The 20,971-nt window shown below is 73.8% G+C and carries 19 protein-coding genes and 1 riboswitch; of the genes, 1 reads left to right on the forward strand and 18 read right to left on the reverse strand.

Annotated features, from left to right (window positions below; all coding sequences use genetic code 11):
• Positions 1-54: 54 nt before the first annotated feature.
• The 5 genes from AB0M79_RS14210 to AB0M79_RS14230 all read right to left on the reverse strand — a co-directional run bounded on the left by AB0M79_RS14210 (position 55) and on the right by AB0M79_RS14230 (position 2,480).
• Positions 55-438, reverse strand: a complete 384-nt coding sequence (locus AB0M79_RS14210) for a hypothetical protein (RefSeq protein ID WP_364212534.1) — start codon at positions 436-438, stop codon at positions 55-57.
• Positions 439-558: 120 nt separating this feature from the next.
• On the reverse strand, positions 559-741 hold the full coding sequence (locus AB0M79_RS14215; protein WP_364212537.1) for a hypothetical protein: 183 nt from the start codon (positions 739-741) through the stop codon (positions 559-561).
• A gap of 148 nt (positions 742-889) precedes the next feature.
• Positions 890-1,282 carry a MerR family DNA-binding protein gene (locus AB0M79_RS14220; RefSeq protein WP_364212540.1) on the reverse strand — a complete coding sequence of 131 codons (393 nt, stop codon included), beginning with the start codon at positions 1,280-1,282 and terminating at the stop codon, positions 890-892.
• Positions 1,279-1,665 (reverse strand): hypothetical protein, encoded by a 387-nt coding sequence (locus AB0M79_RS14225; protein ID WP_364212543.1) that lies wholly within the window; start codon positions 1,663-1,665, stop codon positions 1,279-1,281. The genes AB0M79_RS14220 and AB0M79_RS14225 overlap by 4 nt, the downstream gene beginning before the upstream one ends.
• A 155-nt stretch (positions 1,666-1,820) precedes the next feature.
• Positions 1,821-2,480 (reverse strand): class I SAM-dependent methyltransferase, encoded by a 660-nt coding sequence (locus AB0M79_RS14230; protein ID WP_364212546.1) that lies wholly within the window; start codon positions 2,478-2,480, stop codon positions 1,821-1,823.
• A gap of 106 nt (positions 2,481-2,586) precedes the next feature.
• Positions 2,587-2,799, forward strand: a riboswitch (cobalamin riboswitch).
• Positions 2,800-2,913: 114 nt separating this feature from the next.
• On the opposite strand from AB0M79_RS14230, the gene metE reads away from it, so the two are divergent.
• On the forward strand, positions 2,914-5,151 hold the full coding sequence (gene metE / locus AB0M79_RS14235; protein WP_364212549.1) for a 5-methyltetrahydropteroyltriglutamate--homocysteine S-methyltransferase: 2,238 nt from the start codon (positions 2,914-2,916) through the stop codon (positions 5,149-5,151).
• Between the two features lie 91 nt (positions 5,152-5,242).
• Here metE and AB0M79_RS14240 read toward each other — a convergent pair whose 3' ends face one another.
• From AB0M79_RS14240 to AB0M79_RS14300, 13 genes are all read right to left on the reverse strand, one after another.
• On the reverse strand, positions 5,243-5,710 hold the full coding sequence (locus AB0M79_RS14240) for a hypothetical protein (RefSeq protein WP_364212552.1): 468 nt from the start codon (positions 5,708-5,710) through the stop codon (positions 5,243-5,245).
• On the reverse strand, positions 5,707-6,768 hold the full coding sequence (locus AB0M79_RS14245) for a DUF916 domain-containing protein (protein ID WP_364212555.1): 1,062 nt from the start codon (positions 6,766-6,768) through the stop codon (positions 5,707-5,709). Before AB0M79_RS14245 ends, AB0M79_RS14240 begins: the two co-directional genes overlap by 4 nt.
• A gap of 84 nt (positions 6,769-6,852) precedes the next feature.
• A complete protein-coding gene (locus AB0M79_RS14250) occupies positions 6,853-8,046 on the reverse strand; it encodes an Ig-like domain repeat protein (RefSeq protein WP_364212557.1) in 1,194 nt (397 codons plus the stop codon).
• 157 nt (positions 8,047-8,203) lie between these two features.
• Positions 8,204-8,977, reverse strand: coding sequence for a phosphate ABC transporter ATP-binding protein (locus AB0M79_RS14255; protein WP_364212844.1), 774 nt, complete (start codon positions 8,975-8,977; stop codon positions 8,204-8,206).
• 74 nt (positions 8,978-9,051) lie between these two features.
• Positions 9,052-9,975, reverse strand: coding sequence for a class E sortase (locus AB0M79_RS14260; protein WP_364212559.1), 924 nt, complete (start codon positions 9,973-9,975; stop codon positions 9,052-9,054).
• Positions 9,972-11,630: an Ig-like domain-containing protein gene (locus AB0M79_RS14265; RefSeq protein WP_364212562.1), complete on the reverse strand. Its 1,659-nt coding sequence runs from the start codon at positions 11,628-11,630 to the stop codon at positions 9,972-9,974. Before AB0M79_RS14265 ends, AB0M79_RS14260 begins: the two co-directional genes overlap by 4 nt.
• Before the next feature lie 70 nt (positions 11,631-11,700).
• Positions 11,701-12,837 (reverse strand): hypothetical protein, encoded by a 1,137-nt coding sequence (locus AB0M79_RS14270; protein WP_364212565.1) that lies wholly within the window; start codon positions 12,835-12,837, stop codon positions 11,701-11,703.
• A gap of 163 nt (positions 12,838-13,000) precedes the next feature.
• Positions 13,001-15,550, reverse strand: a complete 2,550-nt coding sequence (locus AB0M79_RS14275) for a hypothetical protein (RefSeq protein WP_364212568.1) — start codon at positions 15,548-15,550, stop codon at positions 13,001-13,003.
• Complete coding sequence (locus AB0M79_RS14280; RefSeq protein ID WP_364212571.1) at positions 15,547-17,181, reverse strand: phosphate ABC transporter substrate-binding protein PstS; 1,635 nt, start codon at positions 17,179-17,181, stop codon at positions 15,547-15,549. The genes AB0M79_RS14275 and AB0M79_RS14280 overlap by 4 nt, the downstream gene beginning before the upstream one ends.
• A complete protein-coding gene (pstA, locus tag AB0M79_RS14285) occupies positions 17,174-18,427 on the reverse strand; it encodes a phosphate ABC transporter permease PstA (protein ID WP_364212574.1) in 1,254 nt (417 codons plus the stop codon). The genes AB0M79_RS14280 and pstA overlap by 8 nt, the downstream gene beginning before the upstream one ends.
• Before the next feature lies 1 nt (position 18,428).
• The gene (gene pstC, locus AB0M79_RS14290; RefSeq protein ID WP_357539214.1) at positions 18,429-19,511 is read right to left on the reverse strand and encodes a phosphate ABC transporter permease subunit PstC; all 1,083 of its coding nucleotides are present in this window, start codon (positions 19,509-19,511) and stop codon (positions 18,429-18,431) included.
• Complete coding sequence (locus AB0M79_RS14295; protein ID WP_364212577.1) at positions 19,508-20,002, reverse strand: hypothetical protein; 495 nt, start codon at positions 20,000-20,002, stop codon at positions 19,508-19,510. Before AB0M79_RS14295 ends, pstC begins: the two co-directional genes overlap by 4 nt.
• A gap of 181 nt (positions 20,003-20,183) precedes the next feature.
• Entirely contained in the window at positions 20,184-20,960 is a 777-nt protein-coding gene (locus AB0M79_RS14300; RefSeq protein ID WP_364212580.1) for a hypothetical protein, read from the reverse strand.
• Between the last annotated feature and the right edge of the window lie 11 nt (positions 20,961-20,971).

The raw sequence follows: 20,971 nt of genomic DNA on the forward strand, positions 1-20,971 counted from the left end.
CGGGGGCGGGCGCGTGGGGGGCGCGCCGGTGCGACTCCTCTTGTGGAGATCTGCCTACGTTCGACTGACGGCCAACCGGATCAGGCTGGGACGCAGATGTGCACCCACCGCCGGCTCGCCGACACTCCTGCCGGACGTGCCCCCGGGGGCGGACTGGAGCAACCGGGTGGCGGGGATCGCGGTCTCGGGTGCCGCGGTGCCGGGCGGGAGGGCGGCGCAGCGCTGGACGTCGTGGCCCGACGAGTCGGCGGCGCAGTGCTGGTTGGAGAGTGCCTCCAGCACGACGGTCACCGAGCCGGCGGGATGGGAGCCATGGTGATCGGCCGGGCAGGTGCCGCAGATGCCGGGATGAACGATGATCATGCCGACGAGGACGGCGGTGAGCAGGCACAGGCGCCGGAGGTGTTGCCGCAACCGCCATGGCGCCCCGGATCTCATCGCCGCCGATCCTAGTGGCCCGCGATCCGGCCCGGAGCGGGTGGTCCCGTCGATCACGGGTGGGCGCGCCCCGGTCACCGGCGCCGACCCGGTGCGGCCGCCGGTGACCCGGTCGTACGTTCAGCAGCCGCAGCCGCAGCCGCAGCCGCTGCCGGCGCAGTTGCCGGCGGCACCGGTCCCGGCGGCGGCCCGGGTGCCGCGCCGCCGGTGCAGCCACCACATGCCGAGAGCTGCCACGGTGAGCGCGGCGGAGACGGCGAGAAGGGCATTCCTGAGTACGGCCGCGCCGGCGGCGGTGACCACGCCGGTCGCGATGAGCAGGGGGATCAGGCAGCAGGCGGCGCAGGCGAGGGCGGCGAGGCCGCCGGTGATCTTGCTGCGGGTGGGCGGGTCGCCGTCCGTCCGGTGCGGCTTGTGCCGGGGCGATTGGCGGGCGGCGGGGCGGTCTGGTTCACGCGGGGTCTCCGTCGGGGTCGGCGGCGCTGCCGATGGTCAGGAACGGGATCGGGCAGTCGGCGCAGGTGCAGTCGGTGAGGCTGTCGCAGCGGGCGTCGACGACCTCGACCAGGGTCGTCCGGATGGCGTTCAGGTCGGCGATCCGCGCGTCGATCTCGGCGATCTTGTCGATCGCGCGCTGTCGCAGGTCGGCGGTCGGGTGCCGGCGGCGGCCGGTGTCGAGAAGGTCGGCCACCTCGTCGAGGGTGAATCCGAGCCGCTGCGCCGCCTTGATCACCTGGAGCAGGGCGACGGTGTCCGGCGGGTAGAGCCGGTGGCCGCCGTTGGAGCGGGCCGGTTCGGCGAGCAGGCCCCGGCGCTCGTAGTAGCGCAGGGTCTGGATGTTCACCCCGGCCTGTTCGGCGACCTCGCCGCTGCGTAGCCCGGGGGTCGCCGGGCCGGCCCGGGCGCGGCCGCGGCGGCCCGGCCGACCAGGGACCGCAGTACGTCGGCGTGGCCGGGTGGCACCCGCACGTCGAGGGTCAGCGGGCTGCCGTCGTGGGCCGGGCTGACGGTGAAGGTGAAGAACGAGCAGCAGCTCGCTTCGCGTGCGGTGAGGTCCCTTACCGCCGTTTCGAGGTCGGGCGGGCCGGCCAGGCGAAGTCGGGCGTGGGTCGGGGTGAGCGACTCGACGGCGCGCACGGCGGTGGTGAGCAGGGCGTCGAACTCGGCCAGCCGGGGCGGCCGGTCGGCGGTGGGCAGGCTACAAACGTCCGGGACGACAAACGGCATCACAGCCTCCTCGTACGGGCGGTTCCGGTGCCGGGTCGGCGCCGGCCATCCGACGGTAAGCCTGTACCCGGGTACCGGATGCAACAGCCCGGACCGCCGCGCGCCCTCACCCGCGCGCCCGACGGGTCGGCGCCACCCGTCGGGCCGGCGGCCGGTCAGGGCAGTGACGGCTCCCGTCGCGCCCGCAGGACGATGTCGTTGCGGTGGTGCGTCCCCGGCGGCGCGGGAACCGTCCGTGGCCGGATCTCGTCGACCAGGACGGCCCAGTCGTCGTCGAGCAGCCCGGCGACCTCCCCGGGCTGGTAGAAGTCGGCCGGGTCGACGTCGAGGTCGTGCCGCGGCGGAAGATCGGCCAGATCGTGACTGACGACGAGCAGGGTTCCGCCGGGTGCGACCGTGGCCAGCAGGCCGCGCAGTACGGCGTGACCCGGTTCGCGGCGCAGCGGGAAGTACTGGGCCGAGACCAGGTCGAACGGGCCGGCCGGTGGTGGCTCGGTGGCCAGGTCGACCCGGGTCCACGTCACCCGGCCGGTGTCGTCCCCGGCCGCGGCGCGGCGCAGGGCCACGTCCGAGATGTCGACTCCGGTCACCTGCCAGCCGCGCCGGGCCAGCCAGAGCGCGTCGGCACCCTCGCCGCAGCCGAGGTCGAGGGCCCGCCCCGGCCGCAGGTCGGCCACCTCGGCGACGAGGACGCCGTTGGGGTTGCCGCTGAAGAGCTGTTCCCGGCTGAGGTACCTGTCGTCCCAGAACTTCGCGTCCATGGTTACCACCCTCGGTTCGTCGGTGCCGGAGGTGACCGCCTCCGGCGCCAACATGCCGCACCCCGGACGGGTTGACAAAGAAGTTTGCGGAAACCGCAAAGTAGCACCCCGCCGTCCCGTACGTCGGACACCCTCACCCGGACACCGCCCGAAGGCCCGTACGATGGCGGACGGTGCTGGTTCGCCCGACCCGTGAGGGTGGGGCGTCGTAAGAGGGAACCCGGTGCGAGACCGGGACTGCCCCGCAGCGGTGAGTGGGAACGACCGCCGTCATCAGAGCACTGGACCGCGAGGTCTGGGAAGCGACGGCCAGTAGGCGACCATCGGGTCACGCCCACGAGTCCGAAGACCTGCCAGCGCCGCGCACGCCGCCGGTGTGCGCCGCCGGCGGCCTCTCGGGAGGGCCAGGGCGGAAGCCGGTACCGACCCGTACCCTGCCTTCCCCCTCCCGTGCCCCGCCGGGCACCTCGAGGGAAGGACCCATCCGTTGAGCACCGCATTCGGCCAGAGCACCGTGCTCGGCTATCCGCGCATCGGCACCAACCGGGAGCTGAAGAGGGCCGTCGAGGCCTACTGGGCCGGCACCGTCGACGCCGGCGAACTGGAGCGCACCGCCGCCGGGCTACGCGCCGAGGTCTGGCGGACGCTGCGGGACGCCCGTCTCGACGCGATCCCGTCGAACACCTTCTCCTACTACGACCACGTGCTCGACACCGCCGTCGCCGTCGGCGCGGTTCCGGACCGGTTCGCCCGGCTCGGACTGTCCGAGCTGGACACCTACTTCGCCATGGCCCGTGGCGTCGACGCCGAGCCGGCGCTGGAACTCACCAAGTGGTTCGACACCAACTACCACTACCTGGTGCCGGAGATCGGCCCGGACACCGCCTTCGTCGCCGACCCGGCCAAGGCGCTGCGCGAGTACGGCGAGGCCCGCGAATTGGGCATCACCACCCGGCCGGTGCTGGTCGGGCCGGCCACGTTCCTGCTGCTGGCCAAGGGCGACGATCCGTTCGCCCGCCTCGACGACCTGGTCGAGGCGTACGCCGGGATCCTCACCGCCCTGGCCGACGCCGGGGTGGCCTGGGTGCAGCTGGACGAGCCCGCGTACGTCGCCGACCGCGCCCCGGCGGAGATCGACGCGCTGCGCCGCGCCTACACCCGGCTCGGTGGGATCGAACACCGGCCACGGATCTTCGTGGCCACCTACTTCGGCGAGCTGGGCGAGGCCCTGCCGGCCCTGCTGGACACACCGGTCGAGGCGATCGGCGTGGACCTGGTCGCCGGGCGGGGCAACCTCGACCGGCTCGCCGTCGCGGGGTCACTGCGCGGCAGGACCATCGTCGCCGGCCTGGTCGACGGACGGAACATCTGGCGTACCGACCTGCGTGCCGCGGCGGCCGCCGGGGCGGCGGTCGCCGGGCTCGCCGACCACGTCGCCGTCGCCACGTCCTGCTCGTTGCTGCACGTCCCGGTCGACCTGTCCGTCGAGACCCGCCTCGACCCGCACCTGTACGAGCGGCTCGCGTTCGCCCGGCAGAAGGTGGACGAGGTCGTCCTGCTCGGCCGCGCGGTGCGCGACGGCACCGGGCACCTGCCGGCACCGCCGCGCCCGGCGCCGGCGGCGTGGCGGCACGACGACGTACGGGCCCGGCTCGCCGCGCTCGGTCCCGCCGACCGGCGGCGCGGCGACCACGCCGACCGGGCCGCCCGCCAGCAGGAGCGGCTGGGGCTGCCGGAGCTGCCGACCACCACCATCGGGTCGTTCCCGCAGACCGTCGAGCTGCGTAGGGCGCGCGCCGCCCACCGGGCCGGCACCCTCGACGAGGCCGGCTACACCCGGCGGATGCGTGCCGAGGTCGAGCACGTCATCCGGCTCCAGGAGCGGCTCGGTCTGGACGTGCTCGTGCACGGCGAGCCGGAACGCAACGACATGGTGCAGTACTTCGGCGAGCAACTCGACGGGTTCGCCGCCACCGAGCACGGCTGGGTGCAGTCCTACGGCTCCCGCTGCGTACGTCCGCCCATCATCTACGGCGATGTCGCCCGCAAGGCGCCGATGACCGTGGTGTGGTCCACGTACGCCCAGTCGCTGACCAGCCGGCCGGTCAAGGGCATGCTCACCGGCCCGGTCACCATCCTCGCCTGGTCGTTCGTCCGCGCCGACCAGCCGCTGGCCGACACCGCCGACCAGGTCGCGCTCGCCCTGCGGGACGAGTGCCACGACCTGGAGGCGGCCGGGATCAGGGTCATCCAGGTCGACGAGCCGGCGCTGCGGGAAACCCTGCCCCTGCGCGGGGCCGACCAGAGGACCTACCTGGACTGGGCGGTGGCGGCCTTCCGCCTGGCCACCAGCGGCGTCGCCGACGACACCCAGATCCACACCCACCTGTGCTACTCCGAGTTCGGCGAGGTGATCACCGCGATCGACGCCCTCGACGCGGACGTGACCAGCATCGAGGCGTCCCGTTCGAAGATGGAGGTCCTCGACGATCTCGCCGCGGTCGGCTACCGCCGGGGTGTCGGCCCCGGGGTGTGGGACATCCACTCGCCACGGGTGCCGTCCCACGCCGAGGTGGTCGAGGCGCTGCGCCGCGCCGTCGCGGCCGTACCGGCCCGGCGGGTGTGGGTCAACCCGGACTGCGGCCTGAAGACCCGCGGCTATCCCGAGGTCGAGGCGTCGCTGCGGCACCTGGTCGCGGCCGCCGCCGAGGTACGCGGCAACTGACGGCACCGGGTCGGGCGGGCTCTCCGGTCCGCCCGGCCGGGCGCCGGCGACCTCGACGCACGGCACGGCGTCCGAAACGGCCCCTGCGGATTCACCTGCGGCGGCTGAGCGTACGCAGTCCGGCGCCGGCGCCGACCAGGGCCGCGCCGAGGACCAGGATGCCGCCGATGGCGAGCCCGGTCTGCGGGAGCCGGCCGCCGGGATCGGGTGACGCCGACGGGGTCGGCGGCGCGGGGGTGCCGGTCGGCACAGGGCCGGGGGTCCCGGTGGGGGTCGGTTCAGGGCCGGTGGGGGTGGGTCCGGGCGTGGTCGGCGCCGGTGCGATCGACACCGTGACCTCCGTCCGGCGCGCGGTCCCGGAGTCCGGCGCCGCCGACCCGGCCCGCAATCCGCCGGCCAGCGGTGTCGCGAGGGCGGCCGAGACCACGGCCGGCGGCACGGGCGCGGCCGGCGCGGAGGTGGCCGCACCGGTCATCCCGGCGGTGAGAAGGAGCCCCACCGCGACCCGTGGGACGGCCGCCCGGTTGGCCGGACGCGGGGCGCGGCCGGCCGGTGTCATGACGCCACCGGCCGGACGGTCGGCGCCGCCTCCGGCGCGGCGTCGAAGCCGCCGGCGGCGACGATGCGGTGCCAGCGCCTGTTCCGCAGCCACCAGCCGAGCAGCAGCGCCCCGGCCAGCAGCAGCCCGGCCGCCAGCGGCCACGGCACCGCCCACAGCGCCGAGTCGCGGCTCAGCGAGGGCAGCGGTCCGCCGCTCTCCTGCGGGTTGACGGTGACGGTCGTGGTCAGCAGGCCGGCCGGGAACACGCCGGGGAACCGTTGCGTCAGCCGCAGTTCCGAGTCGGGCAGCAGCTCGGGGATGTCGATGACCTCGCTGTTGGCGACGCGTATCCCGAACGGTCCGGTGACCTGGACCCGGGCCTTGCCGGAGAAGCGGACGTTGCCGTCGTTGGCGATCCGGTACGTCACCGTCATGTCGCCGCCGAGCGACAGCGGCGGGTTGGCATAGTCGACGTCCAGGGCGGAGATCAGGGCGGCCGGTTCGACCGGGCCGGCGACCCGCAGGTAGATCCGGGCGGCGATGCGTCGCTCGACGTTGACGGTCTGCCCGTCCTCCTGCCGTTCCTCGGTGTTGACCGAGGCGATCAGGCCGCCGATGTGGTCGCCGGGGCTCGCGTTGGCCGGTACCGCCAGTTCGAACGGGACGTCGGCCCGCTTGCCGGCCGGCAGCGTGTACGACTTCTTCGGCAGGGTGACCCAGCTCCCGACGCCGGTGGCCGGCTCGTCGGCGGTCAGCAGGGCGAATCCGCCGTCCGGGGCGGTGAACGCGTCGGTCGCGTACACGTTGACGGTCAGCGGCTTTCCGGTGAGGTTGCTGACCGCGACCCAGTCGGTGATCTTCTCCTCGGGGTTGAGCTCGTACGCGAACTCGTTGCGGCCGTTGGGTCCGCGCGGGCTCGACGGCTGCACGCTCCACCGGAACTCCTCGGCCGGGGCGTACCCGGGCAGCGCCGGTGGCGGGGCGGGCGCGGCGGCGGCCGGACCGGTGGCGCCGAGGATGACGGCCGACCCGACGAGCAGCCGGACGACCAGGCGGGTGGCACGGGAGTGGGTCATGTCAGCGGCTCCGTGGAGTCGATCCGGCAACGGTGGTGGGGATGCCGGGCCCGGCGGGCCCGGCATCCCCCGGTCGCGGAAAGGTCAGGCCAGGGTCAGGGTCAGGGTCGCCTTGTACTCCCCCGGCGCCACGTTGTCGGGGATGGCGAGGTCGAGGTCGGCGCCGCAGGCGAAGACGCCCGCGCTGGCACCGGCCGCCGACGAGCACAGTGTGCGGGTGTCGCCGAGGTCGGCCGCGGTTCCCGCGGTGACCGCGCCGGAGCCGCTGGTCTTGCTGGCCGACGGCGTCCAGGACAGGTTGCCGCCGGCGATGGTCGCGTCGGGTCCGACGAAGTCGGCGAGCTGGCCGGTCAGGTCCCAACCGGCGTTGCTGCCCCGAAGGTCGGTGACGGTGGCGCCCTGGAGCGCGCCGGTGGCGGTGCCGCCGACGGAGCCGCCGGTCAGGATGGCGGTGTCACCGGCGAGGTCGAGGGTGAACGCACCCGGGGCCACATCGGCGATGATTTCCTGCTGCTTGGTGATCACATCGTCGCCGGGCTGGATGGTGAACGAGGTGGACGAGGAGGTGGACGCGCCGAAGACGGTCGCGTCCGACGGCACGAACGCCGCGGTCAGCGCGTGGGTGCCGACCGGGAGCGCGGTCGTGGTGAGGGTGGCGGTGCCGGCCGAGACCGGGGCCGAGCCGATCACCGAGGCACCCCGGCGGAACTCGACGGTGCCGGTGGCGGTGTTCGGGGTGACGGTGGCGGTGAGGGTGACCTCGGTGCCCTGCTCGACCGGGCTCGCCGGCACGACGGCCAGCGCGGTCGAGGTCGCCTCGGCGACCGGGATGCGCCAGGTGTCGCCGGTGACGACGATCGCGGTGCGGTACTCGTCGGGGTGCCGGCCCTCGGTGAGGCTGAAGCACTCGACGATGACCCACCACTCACCGGCCGCCGGAGCCGTGCCGCCCAGCGCCGTGGTGAACGACCGGTTCGCCTCGATCGACACCGGAGCGGCGTCGAACCCGCCACCACCCAACGGACGACCCAGGTTCGAGTACGGCCCGCCCGGCCGACCGACCCGCAGGCCGGCGTTCTCGCCGTACCCGGTCGGGCACGCGGCGCTGCCGGCGGTGGCGAACATCGGGGTGTCGTTGACGTTGCCGCTGGTCTGCGACAACTGCACTTCGCCGAGCGAAGCCGCCTGCGCGGGACCGGCGACACCGACGAGGACGCCGCCGGCGAGCGCGGCTGCCCCCAACAGCGCGACCGCCCGAGCCAAGACACGCTTGCTCATGAATCACTTCCTCTCGTGAGGGTGATGGTGCCGGCCGGACCCTGCTGGTCCGACCGGCAATGAGGCTCTACACGGGCAGTGACCCGGCATGCAGGCCCACGTCTCCGCCGGACGTGCGGAAGGCGAACTCTGGGTGCCGTCCGGGCAGGTGGCCGGTTCACCCGAACCGCCCGTGTACGTAGTCGGCGGTGCGCTGGTCCTGCGGGCTGTCGAACATCAGCGCGGTGGGTCCATGTTCGACGATGACGCCGGGGGTGCCGTGCGAGGCGAGGAAGAAGGCGCACCGGTGGGACACCCGGGCCGCCTGTTGCATGTTGTGCGTGACGATGACGATGGTCACCTCGTCGGCGAGTTCGGCGATCGTCTCCTCGATGCGGCGGGTCGAGGTCGGGTCGAGTGCCGAGCACGGTTCGTCCATCAGCAGCACGCGGGGACGTACGGCGAGGGACCGGGCGATGCAGAGCCGTTGCTGCTGCCCGCCGGACAGGGCCCCGCCGGGTGAGCGGAGCCGGTCGCGTACCTCGCGCCACAGGCCGGCCTTGGTGAGACTTTCCTCGACCAGGTCGTCGCGGCCGGCGCGGCCGACCCGGGTGCCGGTGAGTCGCAGGCCGGCGACGACGTTGTCGTAGATGGACATGGTGGGGAACGGGTTCGGTTTCTGGAAGACCATGCCGACCTGGCGGCGGGCGTCGGTGAGCCGCCGGTCCGGGGAGTAGAGGTCGTGCCCGTCGAGCAGCACCTCGCCGGCCAGCGACGCGCCGGGGACGAGTTCGTGCATCCGGTTGAGGACGCGCAGGAAGGTCGACTTGCCGCAGCCGGACGGGCCGATGAGTGCGGTGACCCGGCCGGCGGGCATGGTCAGCGACACCCGGTCGAGGACCTTGTGGTCGCCGAACCAGGCGGACACGTCACGTGCGTCCAATGTGGCCAGTCCGTGGGCCGGGACGGGGTCGACGAGGGTCGGGTCGGTGGTCTGGGTCACCGCGGCGCCTTCCGGTCGGGTGGTTACAGCAGGTTGGGCAGGAGTCGGGCGACCTGGTCCGCGGCGGCGCCGCCGAGGGCGGCGACCAGCGGCACGCCGACGGTCCACGCCGGCCAGCCGCCCCACCGGCCGCGCAGGTAGGCGACGGCGAGGGTGGCCAGCAGCAGTGCCTGGCTCCACAGCATCAGCGGGGTCCAGGCGTCCGGGTCGGTCGCCATCGGCTGCTCGGCGGCGGGCAGCGAGGCGGCGCCGAACCTGCGGGCCGGGGCGGGTTGGGCCGGTGACACCAGGTCGGCGTCGACCCGGAGCAGGTCCTGTGGCAGGTACCGGTCGCCGTCGGCGGTGATCAGCGTGAGCCGTCCGGCGCCGGACGCCAGTCGCGGCGGGGTCGGGTCGCCGGGGCGGCGGGTTCCGGTGACCCGGTAGCTGTGCTCGCCCTGCCCGGTGACGACGGTGACCAGGTCGCCGGGGATGAGCAGGTCCAGGTCCCGGAACGGGCCGCCGTACGCGGCCTGGCGGCCCATGACGACGCTGGTGCCGGGCTGGCCGGGCAGCACGGTGTCGCGGCGGTGGCCGGGGCCGTCGCGCAGCACCTCGGCGTCGCTGCCCTCGAGGACGACGGCCCGCAGCCCGATGGCCGGTATCCGCAGCACCGCGACCGGGGAGCCGGTCTCGACGATCCGTTCGTCGCCGGCGATGCCGTCGGTGAACTCGAGCCGGGTCTGGCCGACGGGGGCGGTGCCGCGGGCGAGTTCGGCGCGGTAGTCGGAGTAGAGCGTCTGCTGGCCGCGGGCGTACTGGAGATGCGAGACCAGGGTGAGGTGGACGACGAAGCCGAGCGTGAGCATGGCCAGGATGGTCAGGGCGGTGCCCGGCAGGTAGAAACCGAGCCGCCCCGTCCTGGACGGGGCGGCACCGGGTGGTGTCGTCGGCGTTGCGGTGGTCACCGGTCCGGCCCGTTCCCGACGGACGGGTCCGGTGCTCCGGTGCCGGCCGGGCTGTCCGGCCAGGTGACCGGGGCCGGTTCCGGGCGCCGCCGCCGGGTCAGCAGCATCGCGCCGGAGCCGGCACCGACCAGGGACAGGCCGGCCATCCCGAAGGCGATCAGCGAGATACCGGTCCTGGGCAGCATGCCGCCCCCGCCGTCGGGGTCACCGCCGGGGTCGTCACCCGGGTCGTCCGGGTCGCCGCCGGGGTCGTGGGCGGTGATCTCCACGGTCCGGACCGCCGACTCCGACGGCCGGTACGCGGTGGCGTCGGCCGGGGTGAACACCGCCTTGAGCGAATGGGTGCCGACCGCCAGGGTGGCGGTGAAGGCCGCGGTGCCCTGTGCCACGGCGGCGGTGCCGAGTTCGGTCTGGCCGTCGAGGAAGCGGACGGTTCCGGTGGCGCTGTTCGGGGCGACCGTCGCGGTCAGGGTCAGCGGGGTGTCGGCGGGCCGGCTGCCGTCGGGGGTGACGGTCAGGGTGGTGGTCGTGTCGGTGGCCGGCAGGCCGTCGGCACCGATCCGGTAGCTGTTGACGCTGTTCGACACCGCCTGCGTGTAGCGGTCGGGGTCGGCCGGCCGGAAGGTCGCCTGGAGGTCGTACGCGCCGTCGGCGAGGCCGGTCATGGTGAGGGTGGCCCGGCCGTCGGCGACCGGCACGTCCCGCACCGGGGCGAAGGCGGCCTCGCCGGAGTCGCGCCGTTCGAAGGTCACGGTGCCGGCCGCGGCGGCGGGGTCGACGGTCGCGGTGAGCACGGGCTGGCCGCCGCTCGGCGCCGGGCTGGCCGGGTCGACGGTGAGGTCGACGGTGACCGGTTCGGCGCCGACGTAGACGGTGAGCGGGCGGCTGGCGGTGGAGACCGCGTAGGCGTCGGGGTCGGTGGGGTTGAAGGTGGCGGTGAGGGTGTAGTCGACCTGGGTCGCGCCGACCAGTGGCAGGTCGCCGGTCTCCAGGACGGCGGTGCCGGTCTCGGTCACCGGGACGGCACCGAGTTCGCCGGAGCTGCCGGAAGTGGATTCGGTGGCCCGGCGGAAGACGACGGTGCCGGGTACGGCCGGGGTGACGGCCGCGGTGAGGGTGACGGGTGTCCCGGCCGCGATCCGGTCGGCGGGTTCGACGGTCAGCGTCGTCTGGGTGGCGGCGACCGACGAACAGCTGGTGCCGACCCGCCACTGGGTGCCGCAGACGTGGATGGTGGTCTGGAACTGGTCGGGGTGCCGGCCCTCGGTGAGGCTGAAGCACTCGACGATCACCCACCACTCGCCGGCGGCCGGGGCCGCACCACCGAGCGCGGTGGTGAAGGACCGGTTCGCCTCGATCGAGACCGGGGCCGTGTCGAAGCCGCCGCCGCCCAGCGGACGGCCCAGGTTCGAGTACGGCCCACCGGGACGGCCGACCCGCAGGCCGGCGTTCTCCCCGTACCCGGTGGGACATGCCGCACTGCCGGCGGTGGCGAACATCGGGGTGTCGTCGACGTTGCCGCTGGTCTGCGACAGCCGCACCTCGCCGAGCGAAGCCGCCTGCGCGGGACCGGCGGCGACGAGCACCACCCCGGCGACGACGGCGCAGAGGCTCAGGGCGCTGGTCACCAGCGCGGCCAGGATTCGCCTGCTCATCGGTTTGCTTCCTTTGCGTGACGGATGCGCCGGTCCGGGCGGCCGGCGGGCCGCCCGGACCGGCGGGGAACTAGCTGTTGAACCGCAGGTTGGTGTAGCCGCAGGCGGCGTTGAGGTCGTCGAGGGTGGTGGTACGCAGGCCGAAGCCGAACAGCTGCACGACGTTGCGGTTGGTGCCGCCGTCGTTGACGGTCGCGGTGCAGACCGCCGAGTTGGCGCCGACGAACGTGGCGGCGATCGTCGGGTCGGTGAGCTTCGCGGTCGGTACGACGTTGTAGACGTCGCGCCGGAGCCCGAAGCTGGGGTTGGTGGTGCCGCCGACCAGCGGCTGCTGCACCGACTGGCCGGGCATGCTGATGCCGACGAGGCGGGCGGCGCCGCGCCGGTCGGTGACCGGTACGCCGGTCAGGTTGGCGATGGCGGTGACGTTGCTCTGGGCCACGAACTGGCCGGAGGAGAACGGCACGACGTGGGTCAGGTTGCCGGTCAGCGCCGAGCCGTCGTGCTCCTGGGTCCGGGGCAGCCCGGTGAGGCACGGGTAGTCACCGAGGCCGATCTCGGTCTCGTTGATCTGCATCTTGCTCATCCAGAACTCCCAGGTGCCGGAGCCGGCCTGGATGGTCCGGGGCTGCACCGGGTTGCCGGCGATGGTGGTGTCGAAGCACTTGTAGACCCGCTGGATCTGGGCGAACGACATGTTGAACGGCAGGTCGCCGTTCTGGTTGACGGCCAGCGAGACGGCGTCGACGCCGAACGGGATGTACGTGTAGTTGCCGGTGCTCGACGGGGTGCTGCCGCCGCCGTACGACGACGAGCGGGCGTAGTCGACGCAGTTGCGGATGTCGGCGCCCTCGTAGAAGCCGGGGCCACCGTTGGTGCCGCCCAGGTTCTCGCCGCCCGACGCCCGCAGTGCGCGCCGGCCGTTGCCGGAGCCGTTCGGCCGGTTGAGGGTGCAGCCGGCCGACTTGACCTTGATGGTGTCGGTGCCCCGGGCGTCCCAGGAGGCGACGACCTTGCCACCGCCGGAGGTGATGACGTTGCCCAGGCCGTTCATCACGTCCTGGGTGGTGTCCGAGCCGACACCGGCCAGGACGCGGTAGTCGGTGGCCGGCGACGGGTCGGCGGCGGCCGGGGTGGCGGCCATGACGACGGCGAGTGCCGCGCCGAAGCCCGCCGCCGCCACCTTGCCGAAGGTGTGGACCTTCATGCTTGCTCCCTTTCTGGTGACAGGTGAGTCGGGAGAATCGTCTGTCGCCGTGCCGGTGGCCGAAACCGCGTGCGGGCGAACGTTTCGGGCCGCTGTCTTCCGCCAACACGTAGGCCGGATGAACGACTGTTGGCGGACCGGTGGGCCGGCCCAAGACCGTCGTTCATGGACGGTTCCGGGGTGCGCGGACGGCCAGGCGGCGCAGTACGGGGCCGGCCACGCCGCCGAGCAGGCCGACGACGAGCGCGCCGACGAGTACGTACCGGATCGCTCCGGCGGCGCTGCCGAGGGTGGTTCCGGCGGCGGGCCGGACGGACGGGGCCGGCGACGGTGCGACCGGACCGGGCGACGGCGGTGTCCCGGTGGCCGGTACGCCGGTCGGCGGGCCGCCGGCCGGCGGCGGCCCGGCCGGGGCCTCCCCGCCGGGCGGTGGGGTCGTCGGCGCGGTCGCCTTTCCGAGGGTGTCGGCGGCGGTGCGGGTCAGGTCGCGCATCGGCTGCGGCAACGGCACGTACCCTTCGGGCAGGTTGCCGGGTGCGACCCCCGGGGTCTGACCGGGGCCGGCGGCGTGCCGCAGCATCGCCGCGTAGTCGCGTCGGGCGTCGGCCGGGGCGGCCGTGTTCGCGATCGCGTAGGTGACCATGGTCAGCGGGTACGCGCCCGGGGTGGCCCGGGCCCGTTCCGGGTCGACGGCCACCACGCCCGGCACCTCGGTCGGTGCCATGGCCGACAGGGCGGTCGTCATCTGCGCGGTGGTCGCGCTTCGGCAGTCGGTGGCGACGTACGTGCCGGCCGCGTCGGGTGCGGCGGCGCAGAGTTCGGCGGTGTGCAGGCCGTACCGGGCGGCGGAGGCGGAGTCGGTGACCGACATCGCCAGCCGGAAGCCGGGCTCCTGGCGCGCGATCCGGGTCCACTTCGGCTGTTCGCCGGCCGGCAGGTTGATCGTCTGCAGCGGTACGGCGGTGCCCTTGCTGTCGGCGCGCAGGGTCAGCAGGGCGGCTTCGCCGAGGGAGCCGGCGTACGGCCGGTAGTCCAGTGTGCAGTTGGTGTACTCGACGTCCTGGAAGGACTCCTTGGCGCAGGTCTGGTCGGCCTTCGGGAAGTAGTCGACGGCTCCGGCGGCGAACAGCCGCTGGTAGGCCGGATTGACCACCATGCCGGGTCTGCCGGTGCCCTGGTCGTCGGCGGTGCCGGCCAGCCAGGCGCGGGCCGCCGGGTCGGCGAGGACCCACCGCCACAGTTCCCGGGTCGCCATCGAGTTGCCGACCGGGGTCATCAGCCCGTTGAGGGTCGCCGAGGGGGTCTGGTCCCAGAACCGGAAGACCGGGTTGAGGTCCAGGAACTCCTTGTCGTACTTGATGCTGTTGGGGTTGTCGGCCGGGCCGCCGATGCCGGACACGTCGCGGCGGTACGACTGGGTGAGGAGTTTGGCGACCAGCCGCGGAGTCAGGCGGAGCTGGGACAGCACCGCGCCGCGCAGCCGCTCCTGTTCCCCGCCGGAGGCGTACGGGTCGAGGTTGCCGTCGACGTTGAAGGCGACGACGACGCCGCTGGCGGCGACCGGGGCGTGCACCAGCGGCGGTTCGCTGCCGGGCACGGGGGCGGAGCTGAACACCACGCCGGGTGCGCCGGCGGACGGCGACAGCACCTGGTTCTGCGCCTCGAAGTCACCGATCGCCGAGTAGCCGATGACCGGGCCCGAGTTGGCGCACAGGGCCGGCTGCCAGGAGGTGATCGCCTCGGCGACGAGTTCGGTGCCGGCGGTACGCCGTTCGGCCTGGGTCAGCGAGCAGGCGGCGCCGACCGCCCGGAAGTCCAGCGGGACCACGATCCGGTGCCGCCACACCGGCAGGCTGAACGGTGAGCCGTGGACCGCGGCGGTGGTGGAGACGTCGGTGCCGGCGTACGGGTCGTGGCGGCCGCGCGGCACGATCACGAGGTGGCAGCGGCGGGGTCCCGCGCCGGCCGGGGCGCCGCAGCCGAGGTGGGGCGCGCGCGCCGCGTTCTGTACCTCGAAGGCGACCCGGCCGGTGCCGTCGGCGGCGCTGAGCGCGTAGGGGTACTCGTTCGTCGACGCCTCGTTGAAGTGTGCCCGCAGCACGTCGTCGTCGGTCTGGTCCATCGTGCCGCCGGGGACGTTGGGGTTGGGTTTGGTGCCGAACGGCTGCCGTGGGCTGCCGTCCGGGGTCCGGGCGCCGCCGACGGTCCGGAACGGCACCATCTGCGCGTCGGCGGGCAGCGGCTCGGCGGGGTCGGGGTGCGGGTAGCCGGCGATAGCGTCGAGCCGCCGCCGGCTGGCGTTCTTGCCGGCCGGCGCGTCCGAGCCCTGGGCCATCGCCGGCTGCGGCAGGCCGAGACCGAACTGGCAGGTCTCCCGGAACGCCAGGCCGAGCGGGTCGTCGGGGGCCTGCGGGTCGCCCCAGCACTGCATCAGCTGGAGGTAGTCGACGCCGACCGGCCGGTTGCGCGGGGTCGGTTCGGCGCCGGTCCAGGTGACCAGGACCGCCTGGTTGGTCAGGTCCCGGGTCTGCGAGACGGTGATCCGGAGGGCGGAGAAGTCCTCGTACCCGTCGGCCCGGCCGGGGACGGTGACGGCCGAGCCGGCGCCGTCCCCGCCGCGCGCGGGCCCGGCCGCCGGCGGTACGGCCAGCAGCGGTGCGAGGGCCAGCAGGCCGAGGACGAGCGTGGCGACGCGGGTCCGGCGGGCGGTCATCGCCGGTCTCCGCGGTCGCGGCGCCCGGCGAGGGTGTGTGCCAGCAGCGGTGGGCCGAACAGTACGCCGACCAGCAGGACGCCGGCGATCAGCATCACCGTGTGCCGCAGCCGCCAGCCGCCCTCGCCGTCGAGGGACACCGGTACGGCGGCGACCTGTTCGCCGCCGCCGCCGGTGCCGGGGTCGACGACCTCGCCGGTCTCCGGGTCGACGAGGCCGCCGGTCGGGTCGCCGGTCGCGGTCGCCGACGGTGCGGCCGACGGGCCGCCGGACGGCGTGGGTCCGCCGGGGCGTGGGTTGGCGCCGCCCGTGCCGCACCGGGCGGCGGCCTTGACCGGCGTCTCCTGCCGGGCGCCGGCGGTGCCGGTGGGACTCTGCGTCGGCCCCTGCCGGTCGCAGGCGGCCGGTTGGGGCGCGTTGCGGGCCAGCGTGTTGGTGCCGTCGCGGGAGAACGTCGGGTTGTTGCAGTTCTCGATGCCGATGTTCCGCTGCGGCGCCCCGGGGATCTTGCGGACCTGCTCCATGCCGGCCCGGACCAGGTTGATCGGCAGCGGCGAGTAGCCCAGGACGTCGGCCTGCTGCTGGCCCTCGCACAGGAAGTAGTTCGCGAAGGAGGCGAGGGTGAAGCCCTTGTCCTCGGTGACGTTCATCTCGATCCGCTGTGGAACGATCATGTACGAGTACGACGACAGCGGATAGACGCGCGGGTCGTCGTAGGTGTAGACCCCGTCGAGGATCTGGGTCAGGTAGTCCGGCGACGACGGGTTGTCGTTGATGGTCGCCCGGGTCAGCGCGACGGCGACGTTCGCGGCCGTCGGTTCGACGTAGTAGTTCGCCGCGTTGAGCATCTTGACGACCGGGAACCGGGCGTTGAGCGCGTACGAGTACTCGACGTAGGTGATGGCGCCCTCGGCGTTGTCCTGTCCGACGTAGCCGGAGACGCCGGTCGAGCCGGTGGCCCCGACGAACCCGTCGGCGGACCGGAACGGGTAGGTGGAGGTGATGCCGCACGGCGCGGGCTTGCCGAACCTGGCGCAGTAGGCGTTCCAGATCTGCGGGTGCTGCTTGCTCATCCACAGGGTCAGTTGGGCGCTGGTGCCCGAGCCGTCCTGCCGCACCACCGGGACGATGTTGCGGGCCGGCAGGGTCAGTCCGGGGTTGTGCGCGGCGATCTGCGGGTCGTTCCAGCGTTTGACGGCCCCGGTGAAGATCTTGGCGATGACCTCGCCGGACAGCCGCAGGTTGGTGACCCGCCGGCCGCCGATGGTCAGGTTGTACATGAACGCCGTGCCGCCGGCGACGATCGGCATGTACCCGAACCCGCGGTCCGGCCGCAGGTCCGAACCGCCGAAGACGTCCCGCAGGCCGTACGGGATCTCCGAGACGCCGAAGTCCGAGGTCCCGTTGCGGAACTGGTTGCGGCCGTCGGTCGAGCCGGTCGCGTCGTAGTTGACGTAGATGCCGCGCTGCTCGACGTTGCGCCGCCAGTTGTCGAGCGCGTTGGCGCTCCACGACGAGCCGGTGCCGCTGATCTGCACCAGGGTCGGGGCGGCCCGGGCGGGCACCGGCGACGCCGCCAGCACGACCATGACCGCCGCGAGGGCGGCCAGGAGGGAACGGCTGCTACGCATCACTTACCTCGCTGTCACTTGCGTGGACTCCGGGTGCCTGACGGGCCCGGGCGCGGGCGGCGAACCGGGCCGCGTCGCGGCGGGACGCCCGGGCCCGGGCGCGGGCCGCGCGGCGGCCGAGCTGGCCGGGCGCCCGCCCGCCGACCAGTCGGGCGATCGCGAACAGGATCAGGACCAGCCCCATCAGTACGGCGGCCGCCCCGAAGCCGCGCGCGATCATCGCCTCGTCCGGGCGACGTACGGCGTCGAAGACGAACAGCGGCAGCGACGTCTGGGGGCCGCTGGTGGGGTTGGCGTTGGTGTAGGCGGCGAAGCCGGCGGTGAGCAGGACCGGGGACGTCTCGCCGATGCCGCGTGCGGTGCCGAGGATGACCGCCGTGGTCAGGCCGGAGCGGGCGGTCGGCACGACCACGTGCCAGATGGTCCGCCACTGCGAGGCGCCCAGCGCGAGCGACGCCTCCCGCAGGGTGCCGGGCACCAGCCTGATCACCACGTCGGCGGCCCGGATCATGATCGGCAGCATCATCACGCCGAGCGCGAGCGACGCGGCGAACCCGGACTTGCCCATCCCGAGGGCGAGGACGACGGTGGCGTAGACGAACAGCCCGGCGACGACCGACGGCAGCGCGGTCATCGCCTCGGCGATCGTGCGGACCAGCCGGCTGAACGGGCCGGGGAGTTCGCTGAGGAAGACCGCGCAGACCAGGCCCAGCGGTACGGTGACCGCGAGCGCGATGGCGATCTGCATGAGGGTGCCGATGATCGCGTGCCGGATCCCGCCGACGCTCAGCGGCTGCAACGGCCCGGCCCGCCCCATGTCGTCGGCGAAGAAGTTGAGGTAGACGAGGGCCTCGCGGCCCCGCCACAGGGTGAACACGACGACCACGACCAGCGCCAGCAGCATCAGGGCGGCGAGGCTGTGCACCACGGCGGCCGCGAGCCGGTCGCGGACCGTCGGCCCGCTCTCGTCGAACGAGACGAGCAGGGTGTAGAAGCCGAGGAACGCCAGGTAGGACACGACCACGAAGCCGAGTACGCCGTCGAACGGCGCCAGCCGGGTGAACAGCAGGGCGGTCAGGCTCACGCCGGCGACGGCGGCACCGGCCAGTGCGAAGCCGTCGGTGCGGCGCGGCCGTCCGATCACCCGGCGCCGCTCGGGGACGTCGGGGCGGGGTTCGGCGGCCGGCAGCACCGTCGACCCCGGCACGGCCGGTCCGGCCTTGGTCAGATCAGGCGATGTCGACACGTCACACCTCGCTCGCGGCGCCGGAGCGGCTGCGGCTGATGACGATCGACGCCACGAAGTTGACCACGAGGGTCATCAGGAACAGCACCAGACCGGCGGCCATCAGGGCGGCGATCCCCAGGGCGGTCGAGTCGCCGTACCGCAGCGCGATCAGCGCGGAGATCGAGCCGGCACCGTTCTGCAGGATGTGCGGCTGCACGACGAAGACCATCGACACGATGAGGTAGACGGCGATCGTCTCGCCCAGCGCCCGGCCGAGCCCGAGCATGGTGCCGCCGATCATGCCGCCGCGGCCGAACGGCAACACGACCGACCGGATCATGCCCCAGCGGGTCGCGCCGAGGGCGTACGCGCCCTCCCGCTCGCCGACCGGTGCCTGGGAGAACACCTCGCGCATGACCGAGGTGATGATCGGGGCGACCATCATCGCCACGACGACGCCCGCGATGAACGTCGACGAGGTCAGCGCGGTCGGGCTCGCCACCGGGTCACGCGGGTCGTAACCGTCCACCTTGAACAGTGGTATCCAGCCGAGGTAGGTGGCCAGCCAGCGGGGCAGCCCCTCCCCCTGGTCACCGGCGACCAGCAACCGTGGCTGGAGCAGGAAGAAGCCCCAGATGCCGTAGACGACGCTCGGCACGGCGGCCATCAGGTCGACCAGGTTGACCAGCAGCGGCCGGATCCGCCGGGGCGCGTACTCGGAGATGTAGAGGGCGGCACCGGTCGCCAGCGGCACCGAGATGGCGATCGCCACCAGGGCGATGAGCACCGTGCCGGTCAGCACCCCGGCGACGCCGAAGTTGTTGCCCGCCGGGTCCCAGTCCTGCACGGTCAGGAACCGCCAGCCGGCCACCTCGATCGCCGGCCACGCCTGGATGGTCAGGAAGAGCCCGACGAGCACCATGATGAACAGCACCGCCGCGCCCCCGGCCCGGGCGATGCCGCGGAACACCAGGTCGGACGGGCCGCGCCGCTGCACGATGCGGCGGGGGCCGGGGGCGCCGTCCGGCTGGTCGGCGGGCGGGCCCGCGACGGTGGGCGGCGGCGGGGCGGCGTCGGGTCCGCGCAACGTCGTGGTCGTCACCGGGGTGTCCTGGTCGGCTGCCCGGGGCGGGACACCGGGCGGATGCCCGTCGGCGGGGTACGTCCCGACCACTGCGGCCGGAGGTCGTCGTCGCGGCCGCGCCGGCCGTCCCGTCCGGTGCCGCGGGTCCCGTCGACGATCGCGGCCTGCGGGACGGCCTCGAGGAACCGCTCGACGTTGTAGGCGCACTCCCGGCCGCGCAGGTACGACCGGCTGGAGACGGCGACGACGGCCCGGTCGAGTTCGGCCCACCAGCACCACTGGCCGTTTTGCTCTACAGTGGACTCGTTCACCCGCAGCCGGTCGTGTCCCTGTTGGAGACACACCACGGCGTCCCGGCACTCGCCGTACGTCGGATGACAGCCGCTGCCCCGCCCGAGCGGGCGGTTGTTCGGCGACACCAGCATCCAGAAGACGCCGGCCTGCGGACCGTCCCCGTCGATCCCCCGCTGCGGCGGCACGGCGAAGAACACGAAACGTGATCGCTGCATCCTGATGCCTTTCCTGGCCCGTACCGAGGCACGTATCGCCCGGCTCCCCAACTCGGCCCCCGCCGTCGGTCAGCGTGCGCAGGCTCGATGACCGGACCAGCAGACCGGGACTCACGCCAGACATGCGCAAGGTGAACAGAAAGTACGCGGACATCAACCATCCGTATGACCGATGCCCCGCTTACGGATGACCTCCGGATCGGGAACGGGGGCGGTTCGCACCGCCCGTCCGGGCGGCCGCCGCGGCCGGCCGGGTCGCCAGCCACCCGACTCCCACCAGCGCCAGCACACCGACGACACCCGCCAGCCACCACAGGCTCACCCCGAGGGAGGCCGACCCGGTGCGGGCCACGGGTAGCGGCGTGGGAGCGCCCGGCGCCGCCTCCGTGCCGGGGCCGGCTTCCGGTACGACGTCCGGCGCCGACGGTTGCGGTCCGGCCGACGGCGACGCCGCCCCCGCCGGGTTCGCGGTGGCCGCCGCTGCCGCCGTACCGCCGCCCGGGCTGAGGCGCCAGCCGCTGCCGGCGACGGTGATCGAGGTGACGAACCGGCCCGGATGCTGCCCCTGCGTCTGGCTGAAGCACTCCGCCACCACCCACCACTCGCCGGCCTGCGGAGCGGTGCCGCCGAGGGCGGTCGTGAAGGACCGGTTCGGCGTGGCGGTCACCGCCGCCCGGTCGTAGCCGCCGGAGGTGAGAGGGCGGGCGAGATTGGTGTACGGCCCACCGGGCCGGCCGATGCGCAACAACGCGTCGGAGCCGTACCCGGCCGGGCAGGACGCCGACGTCACACCGGAGGCGAAGACGGGAGTGGTGTCGACGGACCCGCTGCCCGGGTCGAGCCGGACGGTCCCCAGGAACACGGTCTGGTCCGGCGCGGTCCGCGCGACCGGATACACGGCCGCACCAACCGCCAGGACGGCGTGGACGAACAGGCGAAGGACTCGGATTGGCTTCACCAGACGGTCGT

This window comes from Polymorphospora sp. NPDC051019 (assembly GCF_040683055.1).
Taxonomy (GTDB): domain Bacteria; phylum Actinomycetota; class Actinomycetes; order Mycobacteriales; family Micromonosporaceae; genus Polymorphospora; species Polymorphospora lycopeni.

Coding starts and splice junctions, on each gene's coding strand:
- AB0M79_RS14275 (WP_364212568.1), bottom strand. CDS start 15,550: ATGACCGCCCGCCGGACCCGCGTCGCCACGCTCGTCCTCGGCCTGCTG.
- AB0M79_RS14225 (WP_364212543.1), bottom strand. CDS start 1,665: ATGCCGTTTGTCGTCCCGGACGTTTGTAGCCTGCCCACCGCCGACCGG.
- AB0M79_RS14270 (WP_364212565.1), bottom strand. CDS start 12,837: ATGAAGGTCCACACCTTCGGCAAGGTGGCGGCGGCGGGCTTCGGCGCG.
- AB0M79_RS14230 (WP_364212546.1), bottom strand. CDS start 2,480: ATGTTGGCGCCGGAGGCGGTCACCTCCGGCACCGACGAACCGAGGGTG.
- AB0M79_RS14265 (WP_364212562.1), bottom strand. CDS start 11,630: ATGAGCAGGCGAATCCTGGCCGCGCTGGTGACCAGCGCCCTGAGCCTC.
- AB0M79_RS14280 (WP_364212571.1), bottom strand. CDS start 17,181: ATGCGTAGCAGCCGTTCCCTCCTGGCCGCCCTCGCGGCGGTCATGGTC.
- AB0M79_RS14210 (WP_364212534.1), bottom strand. CDS start 438: ATGAGATCCGGGGCGCCATGGCGGTTGCGGCAACACCTCCGGCGCCTG.
- AB0M79_RS14240 (WP_364212552.1), bottom strand. CDS start 5,710: ATGACACCGGCCGGCCGCGCCCCGCGTCCGGCCAACCGGGCGGCCGTC.
- AB0M79_RS14250 (WP_364212557.1), bottom strand. CDS start 8,046: ATGAGCAAGCGTGTCTTGGCTCGGGCGGTCGCGCTGTTGGGGGCAGCC.
- AB0M79_RS14245 (WP_364212555.1), bottom strand. CDS start 6,768: ATGACCCACTCCCGTGCCACCCGCCTGGTCGTCCGGCTGCTCGTCGGG.
- AB0M79_RS14295 (WP_364212577.1), bottom strand. CDS start 20,002: ATGCAGCGATCACGTTTCGTGTTCTTCGCCGTGCCGCCGCAGCGGGGG.